Origin of the sequence: Pseudomonas sp. BCRC 81390, from assembly GCF_030341915.1 — a bacterium.
GTDB lineage: Bacteria > Pseudomonadota > Gammaproteobacteria > Pseudomonadales > Pseudomonadaceae > Aquipseudomonas.
Genome location: NZ_JATAAG010000069.1, coordinates 55673 through 73528, shown reverse-complemented (window position 1 = coordinate 73528; position 17856 = coordinate 55673). Strand labels below are relative to the sequence as shown.

Below are 17856 nucleotides of genomic sequence, written 5' to 3'. Positions count from 1 at the left end.
GGCCTCTTCGCGGGTAAACCCGCTCCCACAGGGATAGCACAAGGCCTGAGGGCGGTGGTGTACTTGTGGGAGCGGGTTTACCCGCGAAGAGGCCGGCACAGGCGTAAAATTTCCGGATTCAAACCGCTTCGAGGCCACCTGCCACATCTCCCCACCGCCCCTGCCTTTGTGATAACATCCGGCAGTTTCCAGGACCGCTTACCACGGCGGCCTTCATTGCGCAGATCCATGGCACAACTCATTGATTTGTCGTAAGTCGTCGCACCACATGCGCTGCGGCGGCGAGCTTCGTTCGGCCCTTGATGGAGCTGCGAAGTTTCACCAGAAAAAGGAATCAGGCTTCTCATGGGCGAACTGGCCAAAGAAATCCTCCCGGTCAATATCGAAGACGAACTGAGACAGTCCTACCTCGACTACGCGATGAGCGTGATTGTCGGGCGGGCGCTGCCCGATGCGCGTGACGGCTTGAAGCCCGTGCATCGTCGCGTCCTCTATGCGATGAGCGAACTGGGCAACGACTGGAACAAGCCGTACAAGAAATCCGCCCGTGTGGTCGGTGACGTGATCGGTAAGTACCACCCGCACGGCGACACTGCGGTCTACGACACCATCGTGCGCATGGCCCAGCCGTTCTCGCTGCGCTACCTGCTGGTCGACGGCCAGGGCAACTTCGGCTCGGTGGACGGCGACAACGCCGCGGCCATGCGATACACCGAAGTGCGCATGGCCAAGCTGGCCCACGAACTGCTGGCCGACCTGCACAAGGAAACCGTCGACTGGGTGCCCAACTACGACGGCACCGAACAGATCCCGGCGGTCATGCCGACCCGTATTCCCAACCTGCTGGTCAACGGTTCCAGCGGTATCGCCGTGGGCATGGCGACCAACATTCCGCCGCACAACCTCGGCGAGGTCATCGACGGCTGCCTGGCGCTGATCGACAACCCGGATGTCACCATCGATGAGCTGATGCAGCACATCCCGGGGCCGGACTTCCCGACTGCCGGCCTGATCAACGGCCGCCAGGGCATCATCGAGGCCTATCGCACCGGCCGTGGCCGCATCTACATGCGCGCCCGCTCCGAAATCGAGGACATCGACAAGGCCGGCGGCCGCCAGCAGATCGTGGTGACCGAGCTGCCGTACCAGCTGAACAAGGCACGCCTGATCGAGAAGATCGCCGAGCTGGTCAAAGAGAAGAAGATCGAAGGCATCACCGAGCTGCGCGACGAGTCCGACAAGGACGGCATGCGCATCGTCATCGAGCTGCGTCGCGGCGAGGTGCCGGAGGTGGTGCTCAACAACCTGTATTCGCAGACCCAGCTGCAGAGCGTGTTCGGCATCAACGTCGTCGCGCTGGTCGATGGCCGTCCGCGCCTGCTCAACCTCAAGGACCTGCTGGAAGCCTTCGTCCGTCACCGTCGCGAAGTGGTGACCCGCCGTACCGTGTTCGAGCTGCGCAAGGCCCGCGAACGCGGCCATATCCTTGAAGGCCAGGCGGTCGCGCTGTCCAACATCGACCCGGTCATTGCCCTGATCAAGGCCTCGCCGACCCCGTCCGAAGCCAAGGAAGCCCTGGTGTCCACCGCCTGGGAATCCAGCGCCGTGCAGGTCATGGTCGAGCGCGCCGGCGCCGATTCCTGCCGCCCGGAAGACCTGCCGGAGCAGTACGGCCTGCGTGAAGGCAAGTATTACCTGTCGCCGGAACAGGCCCAGGCGATCCTCGACCTGCGCCTGCACCGCCTGACCGGCCTGGAGCACGAGAAGCTGCTGGCCGAGTACCAGGAGATCCTCGAGCAGATCGGCGAACTGATCCGCATCCTCAGCAGCGCCGAGCGCCTGATGGAAGTGATCCGCGAAGAGCTGGAAGCCATCCGCGCCGAATACGGCGATGCCCGCCGCACCGAGATCCTCGATGCGCGCCACGACCTCAACTACGGCGACATGATCCCGGAAGAAGAGCGCGTGGTGACCATCTCCCACGGCGGCTACGCCAAGACCCAGCCGCTGTCCGCCTACCAGGCCCAGCGCCGTGGCGGCAAAGGCAAGTCGGCCACCGGGGTGAAGGACGAGGACTACGTCGAGCACCTGCTGGTCGCCAACAGCCATGCCACCCTGCTGCTGTTCTCCAGCAAGGGCAAGGTGTACTGGCTGAAGACCTACGACATTCCTGAAGCCTCCCGCGCCGCCCGCGGCCGCCCGATGGTCAACCTGCTGCCGCTGGAGGAGGGTGAGCGCATCACCGCCATGCTGCAGATCGACCTCGAGGCCCTGCAACAGAGCGCTGGCGCTGACGAAGAGCTGGAGGACGCGGAAGACACCGTGCTCGAAGGCGAAGTGGTCGAGGCCGAGGAAGTCGACGAGGAAGACGGCGATACCCCTGAGTGGGTTGCCGAGCCGACCGGCGCCTACATCTTCATGGCCACCGCTTCGGGTACCGTGAAGAAGACCCCGCTGGTGCAGTTCGCCCGTCCGCGCTCCAATGGCCTGATCGCCCTGAAGCTGAAGGAAGGTGACACCCTGATTGCAGCGGCCATCACCGACGGCGCCAAGGAAGTCATGATGTTCTCCGACGCCGGCAAGGTGATCCGCTTCGCTGAAAGCGTGGTGCGCGAAATGGGCCGTAACGCCCGTGGCGTGCGTGGCATGAAGCTGGGCAAGGGCCAGCGGATCATCTCCATGCTGATTCCGGAATCCGGCGCGCAGATCCTCACCGCCTCCGAGCGAGGCTTCGGCAAGCGCACCCCGCTGTCCAAGTTCCCGCGTCGCGGCCGTGGTGGCCAGGGCGTCATCGCCATGGGCACCAAAGGGCGCAATGGCCTGTTGATCGGCGCCATCCAGGTGCAGGAAGGCGAAGAGATCATGCTGATCTCCGACCAGGGCACGCTGGTGCGGACCCGTGTTGGCGAAGTGTCCAGCCTGGGCCGTAACACCCAGGGCGTGACCTTGATCAAGCTGGCCAACGACGAGACACTCGTCGGCCTGGAGCGTATCCAGGAACCGTCCGAGGACGAACTCGACGATGTGGTCGAGACGGACGAGGAGGGCGTCGTGGCTGAAGCGCCAGGCAATGACGAAACTGCTGGCACTGAAGAGGCACCGCAGGAGTAAGCAAGCGTTAAACCCGAACGGGGCGACCAAGGTCGCCCCGTTTGACTGATTACAGTTGGCAACGTCCTCAAGGGCGGTGCAATACCCTGTGGGAGCGGGTTTACCCGCGAACAAGACACCGCGGTGCATGGCAAGGGCTTCGCCCTTGTTCGCGGGTAAACCCGCTCCCACAGGGTCCCGGCAGCATTGAAGAATTGTTCTATTTGGCAGAGCGAGAGTGGATGTGAGCAAACGAGCCTTTAACTTCTGCGCAGGCCCTGCTGCGCTTCCTGACGCTGTTCTGCAGCGCGCCCAGGCCGAGATGCTGGATTGGCGTGGCAAGGGCTTGTCGGTGATGGAAATGAGCCATCGCAGCGACGATTACGTGGCCATCGCCGAAAAGGCCGAGCAGGACCTGCGTGACCTGCTGTCCGTCCCCTCCAACTACAAGGTGCTGTTCCTGCAGGGCGGCGCCAGCCAGCAGTTTGCTGAAATTCCGCTGAACCTGCTGCCGGAAAACGGCACCGCCGACTACATCGAGACCGGCATCTGGTCGAAAAAGGCCATCGAGGAAGCGCGCCGCTTCGGCAATGTCAACGTCGCCGCCAGCGCCAAGCCCTACGACTACCTGGCCATTCCGGGCCAGAACGAGTGGAACCTGACCAGTAACGCGGCGTACGTACACTATGCGTCCAACGAGACCATCGGTGGCCTGCAGTTCGACTGGGTGCCCGAGACTGGTGACGTACCGCTGGTGGTAGACATGTCGTCGGACATCCTCTCGCGCCCGATCGATGTTTCGCAGTACGGCCTGATCTACGCTGGCGCGCAGAAGAACATCGGCCCTAGCGGCCTGGTCGTGGTGATCGTGCGCGAAGACCTGCTGGGCCACGCCCGCAGCAACTGCCCGACCATGCTCGACTACAAGGTTTCGGCCGACAACGGCTCGATGTACAACACCCCGGCTACCTATTCCTGGTATCTCTCGGGCCTGGTCTTCGAGTGGCTGAAGGAGCAGGGTGGCGTCGAGGCCATGGAGCAGCGCAACCGCGCCAAGAAAGACCGTCTGTACGGCTTCATCGACAGCAGCGCGTTCTACACCAACCCGATCAGCCACAACGCCCGTTCGTGGATGAACGTGCCGTTCCGCCTGGCTGACGAGCGCCTGGACAAGGCCTTCCTCGCTGGCGCCGATGCCCGTGGCCTGCTCAACCTCAAGGGCCACCGTTCGGTTGGCGGCATGCGCGCCTCCATCTACAACGCCCTGGGCCTTGAAGCGGTGGAAGCCCTGGTGGCCTACATGGCCGAATTCGAGAAGGAGCACGGCTGATGTCCGAGCACGAACTGAAGGCGCTGCGCGTTCGCATCGACAGCCTCGACGAGAAGATCCTCGAGCTGATCAGTGAGCGTGCCCGTTGCGCCCAGGAAGTGGCCAAGGTCAAGACCGCCTCGCTGGCCGAAGGCGAAAAGCCGGTGTTCTACCGCCCCGAGCGTGAAGCTGCCGTGCTCAAGCGCGTGATGGAGCGCAACAAGGGGCCGCTGGACAACGAAGAGATGGCGCGGCTGTTCCGCGAAATCATGTCGTCGTGCCTGGCCCTGGAAGAACCGCTGAAAATCGCCTACCTGGGCCCTGAAGGTACCTTCACCCAGGCCGCAGCCATGAAGCACTTCGGCCACGCGGTGATCAGCCGGCCGATGGCGGCTATCGACGAAGTGTTCCGCGAAGTGGCGGCCGGTGCCGTCAATTTTGGCGTGGTACCGGTGGAAAACTCCACCGAGGGCGCAGTCAGCCATACCCTGGACAGCTTCCTCGAGCACGACATGGTGATCTGCGGCGAAGTCGAGCTGCGGATCCATCACCACCTGTTGGTGGGCGAGAACACCAAGACCGACAGCATCACCCGAATCTACTCCCACGCGCAGTCGCTGGCCCAGTGCCGCAAGTGGCTGGACGCGCACTACCCGAACGTGGAGCGCGTGGCGGTGTCGAGCAATGCCGAGGCGGCCAAGCGGGTCAAGGGCGAGTGGAACTCGGCGGCGATCGCCGGCGATATGGCGGCCAACCTGTATGGCCTGACCCGTCTGGCCGAGAAGATCGAAGACCGCCCGGACAACTCCACGCGCTTCCTGATGATCGGTAACCAGGAAGTGCCGCCGACCGGCGACGACAAGACCTCGATCATCGTGTCGATGAGCAACAAGCCAGGTGCCTTGCACGAGTTGCTGGTACCGTTCCACCAGAACGGTATCGACCTGACCCGCATCGAGACCCGCCCGTCGCGCAGCGGCAAGTGGACCTACGTGTTCTTCATCGACTTTGTCGGCCACCACCGTGACCCGCTGATCAAGGCAGTGCTCGAGCAGATCAGCCAGGAGGCTGTGGCGCTGAAGGTGCTGGGCTCGTATCCGAAGGCGGTGCTTTGATTTGAGATGGTTGGGGGCGCTTCGCGCCCCATCGCGGCGCAGGGCCGCTCCTACAGATACCGCGCAAGCGCTGCCGTTGTGTGGTTCGTGCGCAGTGGCTATCTACAGGTTCGCACGGTCGTTGTAGGGGCGGCCTTGTGCCGCGATGGGCTGCAAAGCAGCCCCAATGGCCCTCACAGGCTGCCTAGATTTCTGAACAGGGTTCGCACCAGTGGTAAAAGCAGTAACAACCAAACCCGCGCCAATCATCAACCGCCTGGTCGTGGTCGGCCTCGGCCTGATCGGTGGCTCGTTCGCCAAGGGCCTGCGTGAAAGCGGCCTGTGCCGCGAAGTGGTCGGGGTCGACCTGGACGCCCCCTCGCGCAAGCAGGCTGTGGCCCTGGGCGTGGTCGACCGCTGCGAGGAAGACCTGGCCACCGCCTGTGTCGGTGCCGATGTCATTCAGTTGGCCGTACCGATCCTGGCCATGGAAAAGGTCCTGGCGCGTCTGGCCCGGCTCGACCTCGGCAACGCCATCATCACCGACGTCGGCAGTGCCAAGGGCAACGTCGTGCGTGAGGCGCGCTCGGTATTTGGCCAGCGCCTGTCGCGCTTCGTCCCCGGCCACCCGATCGCCGGTTCCGAGCAGAGCGGGGTAGAGGCGTCCAACGCCGCCCTGTTCCGCCGGCACAAGGTCATCCTTACGCCGTTGGCGGAAACCGACCCGGCCGCCCTGGCCCTGGTCGACCGCCTGTGGCGCGCGCTGGAAGCCGACGTGGAACACATGTCGGTCGAGCGCCACGACGAAGTGCTGGCTGCCACCAGCCACCTGCCACACCTGCTGGCCTTTGGCCTGGTCGATTCGCTGGCCAGGCGCAATGAAAACCTCGAGATCTTCCGGTACGCTGCGGGAGGCTTCCGCGATTTCACGAGAATCGCCGGCAGCGACCCGACCATGTGGCACGACATCTTCCTCGCCAACCGCGATGCTGTCCTGCGCACGCTTGATACATATCGCAGCGACCTCGACGCCTTGCGCGACGCGATCGCTGAAGGGGACGGGCACCAGCTGCTGGGTGTATTCACCCGCGCTCGGGTAGCCCGCGAGCATTTCAGTAAAATCCTGGCCCGCCGGGCCTATGTGGACGCTATGAACGCCAACGATCTGATTTTCCTGGCCCAACCGGGTGGCCGCCTGTCCGGGCGAATCCGCGTACCGGGCGACAAGTCGATTTCCCACCGCTCGATCATGCTCGGCTCGCTGGCCGAAGGCACCACCGAGGTCGAAGGTTTCCTCGAAGGTGAAGACGCGCTGGCGACCCTGCAGGCTTTCCGCGACATGGGTGTGGTCATCGAAGGCCCCAACCACGGTCGCGTGACCATTCACGGCGTTGGCCTGCACGGCCTCAAGCCGCCACCCGGGCCGCTGTATGTGGGCAACTCGGGTACCTCGATGCGCCTGCTGTCGGGCCTGCTGGCCGGCCAGCCGTTCGATGTGACCATGACCGGCGACGCTTCGCTGTCCAAGCGCCCGATGAACCGTGTGGCCAACCCGCTGCGCGAAATGGGTGCCGTGGTCGAGACGGGGCCTGAAGGCCGCCCGCCGCTGACCATTCGCGGTGGCCACAAGCTCAAGGCGCTGACCTACACGCTGCCGATGGCCAGTGCCCAGGTCAAATCCTGCCTGCTGCTGGCCGGCCTGTATGCCGAAGGCAAGACCACCGTTACCGAGCCCGCGCCTACCCGTGACCACACCGAGCGCATGCTGCGCGGCTTCGGCTACAACGTCGAAAGCAACGGCCCGGTGGCCTCGCTGCAGTCCGGCGGCAAGCTCACGGCGACCCGTATCGAAGTGCCGGCCGACATTTCCTCGGCAGCCTTCTTCCTGGTGGCCGCGTCCATCGCCGAAGGCTCCGAACTGGTGCTGGAGCACGTCGGCATCAACCCGACCCGTACCGGCGTGATCGATATCCTGCGCCTGATGGGCGGCGACATCACCCTGGAAAACCAGCGTGAAGTCGGCGGCGAGCCGGTGGCCGACCTGCGTGTGCGTGGCGCCCGCCTGAAGGGCATCGACATCCCCGAGGAGCTGGTGCCACTGGCGATCGACGAATTCCCGGTGCTGTTCGTCGCCGCCGCCTGCGCCGAAGGGCGCACCGTGCTGCGTGGGGCCGAAGAGCTGCGGGTGAAGGAATCCGACCGTATCCAGGTGATGGCCGACGGCCTGATCACCCTGGGTATCAAGTGCGAGCCGACCCCGGACGGCATCATCATCGACGGTGGTCAGCTCGGCGGTGGTGAAGTGCATGGCCACGGTGACCACCGTATCGCCATGGCCTTCAGCGTGGCTTCGCTGCGTGCCAGCGCGCCGATCCGCATCCATGACTGCGCCAACGTTGCCACCTCCTTCCCCAACTTCCTGGCGCTATGCGCCGAAGTGGGTATCCGCGTGGCGGAAGAGGGCAAGTCGTGAGTGCCCTGGCGCCGGTCATCACCATCGACGGGCCAAGCGGCTCCGGCAAGGGCACCGTTGCCGGCCTGCTGGCGCGGGAGCTGGGCTGGAAGCTGCTGGACTCCGGCGCGCTGTACCGCTTGCTGGCGTTCAACGCCAGCAACCACGGCGTCGACCTTACCAACGAGGAGCTGCTGACCAAGCTTGCCGCCCATCTGGATGTGCAGTTCATTGCAGCCCAGCCCGGTAAGCTGCAGCAAACCATCCTCGAAGGCGAGGATGTCAGCCAGGTTATCCGTACCGAAACCGTCGGTGCCGGTGCCTCGCTGGTTGCCTCGCTGCCTGCGGTACGCGATGCGCTGCTGGAACGCCAGCGTGCCTTCCGTGAACTGCCTGGCCTGATCGCCGATGGCCGGGACATGGGCACCGTGGTGTTCCCCGATGCGCCGCTGAAGATATTCCTCACCGCCAGTGCGGAGGAGCGCGCGCGCCGTCGTTATCTGCAGTTGAAGGGCAAAGGTGAAGATGTTAGTCTGTCGAGTCTGCTGGATGAGATTCGTGCGCGTGATGAACGTGACACCCAACGTGCAGTGGCCCCGCTGAAACCAGCGGCCGATGCCATTCAGTTGGACTCTACCGAGTTGTCCATCGAGCAGGTGTTGCAACGTATCAAGAGTGAGCTCGCCCTGCGCGACCTGCTCTGATAGCCAGGAAAGCAGGCAGGGGCACCAGTCAACGTCCTGCCCGCTTTCCTTTACTTAAAACAGACCCACATTGTCTGGAATGTGGCGAGGGGCGTATGTTTCGCCCGAATCTACAGGAATTAAAATGAGCGAAAGCTTTGCAGAACTCTTTGAAGAAAGCCTGAAAACCCTCAATCTTCAGCCGGGTGCGATCATCACCGGTATCGTTGTCGACATCGACGGCGACTGGGTTACCGTACACGCTGGCCTGAAGTCCGAGGGCGTCATCCCGCTCGAGCAGTTCTACAACGAAGCTGGCGAGCTGACCATCAAGGTCGGTGACGAAGTTCACGTTGCGCTGGACGCGGTCGAAGACGGCTTTGGCGAAACCAAGCTGTCCCGTGAAAAAGCCAAGCGCGCCGAGTGCTGGATTGTTCTGGAAGCAGCTTTCGCCGCCGAAGAAGTGGTCAAGGGCGTTATCAACGGTAAGGTTAAGGGCGGCTTCACTGTCGACGTTAACGGCATCCGTGCGTTCCTGCCGGGCTCCCTGGTTGATGTCCGCCCTGTGCGCGACACCACCCACCTGGAAGGCAAAGAGCTGGAATTCAAGGTCATCAAGCTGGACCAGAAGCGCAACAACGTTGTCGTTTCCCGTCGCAGCGTGCTGGAAGCCGAGAACAGCGCCGAGCGCGAAGCCCTGCTGGAAACCCTGCAGGAAGGCCAACAGGTCAAGGGTATCGTCAAGAACCTCACCGACTACGGCGCCTTCGTGGACCTGGGCGGTATCGACGGCCTGCTGCACATCACCGACATGGCCTGGAAGCGCATCAAGCACCCGTCGGAAATCGTTAACGTTGGCGACGAAGTCGACGTACGCGTTCTGAAGTTCGACCGTGAGCGCAACCGCGTTTCGCTGGGTCTGAAGCAGATGGGCGAAGATCCGTGGGTAGCTATCACTGCCCGTTACCCAGAAGGTACTCGCGTACAGGCTCGCGTTACCAACCTGACCGACTACGGCTGCTTCGCTGAGCTGGAAGAAGGCGTTGAAGGTCTGGTACACGTTTCCGAAATGGACTGGACCAACAAGAACATCCACCCGTCGAAAGTCGTTCAGGTTGGCGACGAAGTGGAAGTCATGGTTCTGGACATCGACGAAGAGCGTCGTCGTATCTCCCTGGGCATCAAGCAGTGCAAGTCCAACCCATGGGAAGACTTCTCCGGCCAGTTCAACAAGGGTGACAAGATCACCGGTACCATCAAGTCGATCACCGACTTCGGTATCTTCATCGGCCTGGACGGCGGCATCGACGGCCTGGTTCACCTGTCCGACATCTCCTGGAACGAAACCGGCGAAGAAGCCGTACGTCGTTTCAAGAAGGGCGACGAGCTGGAAACCGTCATCCTGTCGGTCGACCCAGAGCGCGAACGCATCTCCCTGGGCATCAAGCAGCTGGAAGACGATCCGTTCTCCAACTTCGTTGCTGTCAATGACAAGGGCGCTATCGTCAAGGGCATCGTGAAAGAAGTTGACGCCAAAGGCGCCATCGTCACCCTGGCCGACGACATCGAAGCGACTCTGAAAGCTTCCGAAATCAGCCGTGACCGCGTTGAAGACGCGCGTAACGTCCTGAAGGAAGGCGAAGAGATCGAAGCCAAGATCATCAGCGTTGACCGCAAGTCCCGCGTTATCAGCCTGTCCATCAAATCGAAGGACGATGCTGAAGAGCGCGAAGCCATCCAGAGCCTGAAAAACGCTCCGGAAGCGGCTGCCGACACCACCATGGCTGCGCTGCTGCGCGAAGCAATGGCCAAGCAGAACTGAGTTCTGTTTGATCGGTAAAAAAGGGCGACCCTCGGGTCGCCCTTTTTTTGTGCTATGAATTAGCCATGGCCGAGGGGGATTGGGTGATGTTGATGTTCGCCGACGTTATGAGCGGGCGCGGTCGCGACAACAATTTCCTGGTCATTCGGCTGCTGGCGGCGACCGCTGTGGTAGTCGGCCATTCCTACGCATTGTCCTATCGTGAATGCGCCAGTTGTAGCGACCCAGCGTTATGGCTCGGCCTGCCAGTACCTGTCCACAGTCTGGGTGTGGAAGTGTTCTTCATGCTCAGCGGCTTGCTGATTACCGCCAGCGGCGTGAGCAACAGCCCGCGAAATTTCTACCTGGCACGGGCGCTGCGAATCTTTCCCGGTTTGCTGGTGTGCCTGTTGTTGATGGCCTTCGTGTTGGGGCCTTTGGCGACCTCGCTGCCGCTGGCCGAGTATCTTTCCCAGCGCCAGGTCTACCGGTACGTCTACAGTCCCTTGCTGGTACTCAAGGATGCCCAGTTCGTGCTGCCCGGGGTAAGTTTTACTCCGCGAAACTACGGGATTTCGGTCAATGGCAGCTTATGGACTATACCGTTGGAAATGCGCATGTACCTGGTGCTAGGGCTACTGGTGCTGGTGGCCAGGGCTTGCCGATGGCCGATGGCGGGGCTGACGCTTGCGGCGCTGCTGTTTGCGCTGGGGCTGCATACCCTGCATCCGGCTTATGCGGAGTACCCGTTCAAGCTGGTGGTATGTTTCCTGGCTGGCTCGGCGTTCTATTCGTGCCGGGCGCTGATCCCGTACGGGTGGTGGTTGCTGCTCGCTTTGGTCGGATTGTTGCTACTGAGCAAGGGTGGGCGTTTCGAGGTGTTTGCCTGCGCCGTGCTGACGCTCTACGGCACGTTGTACTTCGCTTACTGCCCGCAGTTGAAGCTGCCTCCATGGGTGCAGGATTACTCGTACGGCATCTACTTGTACGCCTTTCCGATCCAGCAGGTATTGGCAAAGGCGATGCCATGGGCCGGGCCTTACTGGCTGATGTTGGCGGCGGTGCCAGCGTCCTGGTTGGCAGGGTATGTGTCGTGGGAGTTGGTGGAAAAGCCTGCCCTGGCGATGCGCAAGCGCTTTTCCAAGGCAAACCCCCAGCAGCAGCTGGCCTGACCCGATGGGCGCCAGGCCCGCCGGTTCGGCACCTTCCAGGGTCGCCGGCTAGACCATTCCTGCAAAACTTCAATCTTGAATTTTTTTATTAAGTCAAGAACCACCCTGTTCAAATCCCTTCCAGCGTGCTACAAACTGGTTAAGCAATGATCTAGCTGCTTGATAACGAAGGGAAAAATATGACGAAGTCGGAGCTGATCGAACGTATTGTCACCCATCAGGGGCTGCTCTCGTCCAAGGACGTGGAGTTGGCCATCAAGACCATGCTTGAACAGATGTCACAATGCCTTGCCACCGGTGATCGTATCGAGATCCGTGGTTTTGGCAGCTTCTCGCTGCATTATCGTGCACCGCGTGTCGGCCGTAACCCTAAGACCGGCCAGTCGGTCAGCCTCGAAGGCAAGTTCGTGCCGCACTTCAAACCCGGCAAAGAGTTGCGTGATCGGGTCAATGAAGAAGAACACGAGGCCCACACCTGATTCCACAAGGAGCAAACTGATGCGTAACCTCAAGCGCGCCCTGGCGGCGGTGTTCGTGCTGCTGTTGGCGGCTGTGGTGCTGTTCTTCGTGCTGGAGAACCAGCAAGCCGTCTCGTTGGTCCTGTTCGGTTGGGCTGCCCCGGCCATGCCTGTTGCGGTGCTGGTGCTCGCCGCCCTGGTGATTGGTCTGGCCGTCGGGCCGTTGTTGGGGGCGTACGGTGTGCAGCGTAGCAAGCGAAAAATCAGGGCTGCGGCACGTCAGGCAGCGCTGAGCGGTAATTAGGGGCATTTCCTACAACGTTTTCAGAAACCTGAATCTTTTTCTGCTGCGGTCTTCGTGGAGTAATAGCGCACTTCGTTTTCGGCCCAGGCGAGTGTGCAGCATGGAATACCCTGTTCTTTCCCATCACGGCGCTACTTGCGGCGTCACCGGATCCTGCCACCAGTTGCACCTCGATCCGTCCACCAGCTTGCTGATCGACTGCGGCCTGGAGCAGGGCGACGACGCAGCACCAGGCGCGGAATCGGCGCCGCTCGGTTTCAATGTGCAGGGTATCCAGGCGCTGGTCATCACCCATGTTCATCTTGATCACGTAGGTCGCATTCCGGCGTTGCTGGCGGCAGGCTACCGTGGCCCCATCCTGTGCAGCGAGCCGTCTGCCCGGCTGCTGCCACTGGTGCTGGAAGATGCCTACAAGCTCAGTATCAGCAGCGAGCCTGCACAGGTGGCGCGATACATCGATTTCGTTTCCGAGCTGATCGTGCCCTTGCCTTTCGAGCGATGGCATGCGCTGGTAGAGCGCCCTGGCCTCAGTTGCCATATCCGCCTGCAGCGTGCTGGCCATTTATTGGGCTCGGCCTATGTCGAGTGCGACATCCAGCATGAGCAAAACAACACCCGCTATGTGTTTTCCGGTGACCTCGGTGCTTGCAACAACCCCTTGCTGCGACCCGTGCAGCCCCCGGAGCGGGCCGATGTGCTGGTGCTCGAAAGCACCTACGGTGACCGCCTGCACGCGCCTGCCGGCGATCGTGAGCAGCGCCTGGAAGCGGCCATCGACCGCGCCCTGGCCGACCAGGGCACACTGATGATTCCGGCTTTCAGCCTTGGTCGTACACAGGAGCTGCTGTACGAACTGGAAGGTATCCTGCATCGCAAGGCTTTGCTGAACAAAGCCGTCCCGGCCAAAGATGGCAGCCCGTTCGATTGGTCGCAAGTGCCCATCATCCTCGACTCGCCGCTCGCTCAGCGCATCACTGGCGTGTACCGCGATCTGCACGACTACTGGAATGCCGAGGCCAGGGCGCGCCTTGCCGAAGGGCGCGACCCGCTGGGTTTCAGCCAGCTTGTCAGCGTGGACACCCACGCCCGCCACCAGCAGGTGGTCAATTACCTGAAGAGCACCGGGCGGCCCGCGATCGTGATCGCAGGCAATGGCATGTGCTCGGGTGGACGCATCGTCAATTACCTCAAGGCCATGCTGGGGGATCCGCGGCATGAGGTGATGTTTGTCGGCTATCAGGCCAAGGGCACGCCGGGGGCGGTGATCCAGGCCAGTGAGGGGGCGGAGGGGTTTGTTCAGATTGACCTGGATGGGCAGATGTACGAGATCCGTGCCAAGGTGATGACACTGGCTGGCTACTCAGGGCATGCGGATCAGGAAGGGCTGGTTACCTTCGCTACAGCAATCGCGAACGTGCCTGTCAAGGTGGTGCTTGTCCATGGGGAGAAAAAAACGAAAGTGGTGTTGAGGGGCGCGCTTGAGCGGGCGTTTGCAGGTAAGGGGGAGGTACCGCACCTGCTCATACCATCCTGACCGTTCGGCACATCGTATCGGGATTGAGATCCATTGAGGAACATTTCGCATCATGAAGGCTCCAAGTCCATCTGTGTATCGAGCCCGCCAGGTTTGCCTGGGAGATCGCAATCGTGTACAGATAGCAGGCAGGGTGACACAACGCTTCAGCGAGTCACGGCGCGTGTGGCAGTCAGAGCTTCAACGATGTTAGACGGATCTCAGGATAATCAGAATAAATGCTTAATGAACCTCAGCGCCCCCAGCGTGACGATGAAATTGAACTGTTTGACTTGATCCAAGGTGTCTGGCGCCAGAAGCTATGGGTTGGGCTTGTAGCTGCCCCCATTGTGGCAGCGGGTGTTGCCTACGCGTTACTGGCTACGCCGGTTTATGAGGCGAAATTATTTGTCGGGCCACCGACGCAAAACGATATAGCGCAGTTGAATTTTGGTCGCGGCGCAGACTTCGGCCTGGCACCTATTACTGTAAAAGAAGTGTACGACACCCACCTGCAAGCCTTGCAGTCAGAAAGTGTACGAAACAAATTTTTCCGTGATGTGTATCTACCAAGTTTGAGCGAAGAGCTCCGCAATGGTTCGCGCGATGGTTTGTACAGCGAATTTAACAAGGTGCTCACGGTTGCCCCAGCCGGGAAAGGTGCATCTACGCGTTATGCAGTTACTGCAGCGGTATCCGATCCTCAGCAGGCGGCAAAGTGGGTAGTGGCTTATAACGAACTTGCTGCAGAAAACGCAAAGCGCGAGGTGCTGCAAAGTAATCACAGTGATATGTTGATCAAGGCAGACAATCTGCAAAATCAGATCAACGGCGCTAAGATCAGTGCGCGAAAAGAGCGAGAGGACCGTATCGCTCAGTTGAAAGAAGCATTGGCTGTTGCGAAATCTGTTGGGCTTGAGAAGCCTCCGCTGATCTCGGAACCGCTGTCAACCCAGGTTTCGGCAGGGATGGGTGGGTCGTTGACCTATATGCGCGGTAGCAAAGCGCTTGAGGCTGAAATCGCTACGCTCGAAGCCCGAACGTCTGACGAACCGTTTATCGATGGGCTGCGTCCAAAGCAGGAAAAAGTAGCTTTTTATCGTGAGCTGAAGCTAGACCCGTCGGTAATTCAGGTATTCAAGCAGGACGGTGCCGTCGAATTGCCCGATCAACCGATCAAGCCGAAAAAGTCACTCATTGTATTGCTAAGTTTGGTTTTGGGTCTTGGCGCGGGCGGCTTGACCGCAGTCGTCAAGGATCTGTGGAGCAGGCGCGAAGCGTCCCGCGTTAGTTAGTAAGCTAGGTATTGGTTTGCCCGGCGCAGCCATTGCTGATCGGGCGCAAGCGCCAGTAGCTCAGATTACCGAGACGGTGTACTGTTGCGGGGCTGAGCTAGGGTAGGGCATATGAGCCTTCGATTGGCGTTGCCGTCTGCGGCGCAAGAAGGCTCGTCGAGGGCGCGGCGTTACACTGTACCGGGCTGGATTTTATCCAGTCATTGGGTGACATGGACATTTTTTGCACCCCGTCTCCTGCCATGCACGCAGGCGGGTAATATAAAAGGGTGAGTTGCGCGATATGACGGATATCAAGAAGCAGGCGGTTGAGAAGTTCAAGAGCAAAACGGCCGTGGTCGGTATCGTCGGGCTTGGCTATGTCGGCCTGCCGCTGATGTTGCGTTACAACGCTATTGGCTTCAGGGTGTTGGGTATTGACATTGACGAAGCCAAAGTTGATCGGCTTAATGCAGGTCAAAGCTATATCGAACATATCTCCACTGAAAAAATTGCGAGCGCCCGCCAATCCGGGTTCGAAGCAACCACAGACTTCGGTCGCGCGACCGAGTGCGATGCGCTCATTCTTTGTGTGCCCACACCGCTTAACAAGTACCGCGAACCGGACATGAGCTTCGTCATTAACACGACGGATGCCATCAAGCCGTACCTGCGTGCGGGTCAAGTTGTCTCGCTGGAAAGTACTACCTACCCGGGCACTACAGAAGAGGAGCTTCTGCCTCGTGTGCAGGAAGGCGGCTTGAAAGTAGGCGAAAATATCTTCCTGGTCTATTCGCCAGAGCGTGAGGATCCGGGGAACATCAACTTTGAGACGCGTACGATCCCAAAGGTCATCGGCGGCCATACACCAGGTTGCCTGGAGGTCGGCATTGCCCTCTATGATCAAGCGATCGACCACGTCGTTCCGGTCAGTTCGACCAAGGCAGCCGAAATGACCAAGCTGCTTGAGAACATACACCGTGCGGTGAATATAGGTCTGGTCAATGAGATGAAAATCGTCGCCGATCGAATGGGGATTGACATCTTCGAAGTGGTGGATGCTGCGGCGACCAAGCCATTCGGTTTCACGGCCTATTACCCAGGGCCGGGCCTGGGCGGGCACTGCATTCCGATCGACCCGTTCTATCTGACCTGGAAGGCCCGTGAATATGGCGTGAATACCCGTTTCATCGAGCTTTCGGGGGAAGTCAACCAGGCCATGCCAGAGTATGTGCTGAGCAAACTGATGGACGGGTTGAACAATACTGGCAAGGCCTTGAAGGGCAGCCGGGTCCTTGTGCTGGGCATAGCCTACAAGAAGAACGTGGACGATATGCGCGAATCGCCTTCGGTAGAGATCATGGAGTTGATCCAGGCGAAGGGTGGTGTCGTGGCCTACAGCGACCCACATGTGCCTGTTTTCCCGCGGATGCGCGAGCACTATTTCGACCTCAGCAGTGAACCGTTGACTGCAGACAACCTTGCCAGTTTCGATGCCGTGGTGCTTGCCACGGATCACGACAGGTTCGACTACGCATTGATCGAGGCACAGGCGAAATTGATCGTCGATAGCCGTGGTAAGTACCGTACTCCGGCGGCTCATATCATCAAGGCTTGAGCCTGCGTATAGCGCTGGCGTTCGGCCCGGTCAACCGCCGGGCGGATTCATTGTTTTCGAAGGAAGCACCATGAAAAATTTCGCTCTGATCGGCGCAGCTGGTTACATCGCCCCTCGACACATGCGCGCCATCAAGGACACGGGCAACCGCCTGGTTTCCGCCTACGATATCAACGACTCGGTCGGGATCATCGACAGCATCTCGCCTGACAGCGAGTTTTTCACCGAGTTTGAGTTCTTTCTCGAGAATGCCCAAACGCTGAAGCGCGACGCGACGACCGCATTGGATTACGTTTCCATTTGCTCCCCGAACTATTTGCACTATCCGCACATCGCAACAGGCCTGCGCCTGGGTTGTGATGTCATCTGCGAGAAGCCACTGGTGCCAACCCCGGAGATGCTTGATCAGCTTTCGCTCATCGAGCAGGAAACCGGCAAGCGGCTGTACAACATCCTGCAGTTGCGTCATCACCAGGCGATCATCAACTTGAGGGACAAGGTGGCGGCCGAGAACCGTGCCCACAAATATGAGGTCGATCTTACCTATATCACTTCGCGCGGCAAGTGGTACCTGAAGAGCTGGAAAGGCGATCCTCGTAAGTCCTTTGGGGTGGCTACCAACATCGGTGTGCACTTCTACGACATGCTGCATTTCATCTTCGGAAAGCTACAGCGCAACATCGTGCACTTCTCATCGGAGCACAAGGCTGCCGGTTATCTCGAGTACGAAAAAGCGCGCGTACGTTGGTTCCTTTCTGTCGATGCTGATGATTTGCCCGAATCTGTAAAAGGTAAAAAGCCTACTTACCGGTCAATCACCGTAAATGGCGAAGAAATGGAGTTTTCCGAAGGCTTCACCGACCTGCATACCACCAGTTATGCAGAGATTCTCGCCGGACGGGGTTACGGCATCGAGGACGCACGTCACAGCGTGGAGACCGTAAACGTTATCCGCAGTGCTCCTGTGGTTCAGGCCAGGGACAACGAGGCGCATCCGTTTGTGCTCGGGCTGGCTCGCTGAAACGACATGATACGGGCGATCGGGAGGTCGCCCATTTTCTCGCAGCACAATGTTTTCAAGGTCTTGG

General features: G+C 60.4%; 13 protein-coding genes. All 13 read left to right on the top strand.

From position 1 onward, the window contains the following. The first annotated feature begins 345 nt into the window (after positions 1–345). The 13 genes from gyrA to wbpB all read left to right on the top strand — a co-directional run bounded on the left by gyrA (position 346) and on the right by wbpB (position 17789). Complete coding sequence (gyrA, locus tag QSV36_RS21730; RefSeq protein WP_289134348.1) at positions 346–3111, top strand: DNA gyrase subunit A; 2766 nt, start codon at positions 346–348, stop codon at positions 3109–3111. Between the two features lie 223 nt (positions 3112–3334). Then, positions 3335–4420 (top strand): 3-phosphoserine/phosphohydroxythreonine transaminase, encoded by a 1086-nt coding sequence (gene serC / locus QSV36_RS21725; protein ID WP_289134347.1) that lies wholly within the window; start codon positions 3335–3337, stop codon positions 4418–4420. After that, positions 4420–5514, top strand: coding sequence for a prephenate dehydratase (gene pheA, locus QSV36_RS21720; RefSeq protein ID WP_013971453.1), 1095 nt, complete (start codon positions 4420–4422; stop codon positions 5512–5514). The genes serC and pheA overlap by 1 nt, the downstream gene beginning before the upstream one ends. Positions 5515–5758: 244 nt before the next feature. After that, the gene (locus QSV36_RS21715) at positions 5759–7966 is read left to right on the top strand and encodes a bifunctional prephenate dehydrogenase/3-phosphoshikimate 1-carboxyvinyltransferase (RefSeq protein WP_289134718.1); all 2208 of its coding nucleotides are present in this window, start codon (positions 5759–5761) and stop codon (positions 7964–7966) included. After that, a complete protein-coding gene (cmk, locus tag QSV36_RS21710) occupies positions 7963–8649 on the top strand; it encodes a (d)CMP kinase (protein ID WP_289134345.1) in 687 nt (228 codons plus the stop codon). The genes QSV36_RS21715 and cmk overlap by 4 nt, the downstream gene beginning before the upstream one ends. Positions 8650–8773: 124 nt before the next feature. Further along, positions 8774–10450 carry a 30S ribosomal protein S1 gene (rpsA, locus tag QSV36_RS21705; RefSeq protein ID WP_003252673.1) on the top strand — a complete coding sequence of 559 codons (1677 nt, stop codon included), beginning with the start codon at positions 8774–8776 and terminating at the stop codon, positions 10448–10450. A 92-nt stretch (positions 10451–10542) separates the two neighbouring features. After that, positions 10543–11601: an acyltransferase family protein gene (locus QSV36_RS21700; protein WP_289134343.1), complete on the top strand. Its 1059-nt coding sequence runs from the start codon at positions 10543–10545 to the stop codon at positions 11599–11601. Between the two features lie 179 nt (positions 11602–11780). After that, positions 11781–12080: an integration host factor subunit beta gene (ihfB, locus tag QSV36_RS21695; RefSeq protein WP_013971456.1), complete on the top strand. Its 300-nt coding sequence runs from the start codon at positions 11781–11783 to the stop codon at positions 12078–12080. Between the two features lie 19 nt (positions 12081–12099). After that, the gene (locus tag QSV36_RS21690; RefSeq protein WP_289134340.1) at positions 12100–12363 is read left to right on the top strand and encodes a lipopolysaccharide assembly protein LapA domain-containing protein; all 264 of its coding nucleotides are present in this window, start codon (positions 12100–12102) and stop codon (positions 12361–12363) included. 100 nt (positions 12364–12463) lie between these two features. Then, positions 12464–13897 carry an MBL fold metallo-hydrolase RNA specificity domain-containing protein gene (locus tag QSV36_RS21685; RefSeq protein WP_289134338.1) on the top strand — a complete coding sequence of 478 codons (1434 nt, stop codon included), beginning with the start codon at positions 12464–12466 and terminating at the stop codon, positions 13895–13897. 218 nt (positions 13898–14115) lie between these two features. Continuing rightward, positions 14116–15171 (top strand): LPS O-antigen chain length determinant protein WzzB, encoded by a 1056-nt coding sequence (locus QSV36_RS21680; RefSeq protein WP_289134336.1) that lies wholly within the window; start codon positions 14116–14118, stop codon positions 15169–15171. Positions 15172–15454: 283 nt separating this feature from the next. Then, on the top strand, positions 15455–16768 hold the full coding sequence (gene wbpA / locus QSV36_RS21675; protein WP_289134334.1) for a UDP-N-acetyl-D-glucosamine 6-dehydrogenase: 1314 nt from the start codon (positions 15455–15457) through the stop codon (positions 16766–16768). Positions 16769–16838: 70 nt separating this feature from the next. Further along, complete coding sequence (gene wbpB / locus QSV36_RS21670; RefSeq protein WP_289134332.1) at positions 16839–17789, top strand: UDP-N-acetyl-2-amino-2-deoxy-D-glucuronate oxidase; 951 nt, start codon at positions 16839–16841, stop codon at positions 17787–17789. Positions 17790–17856 lie beyond the last annotated feature (67 nt).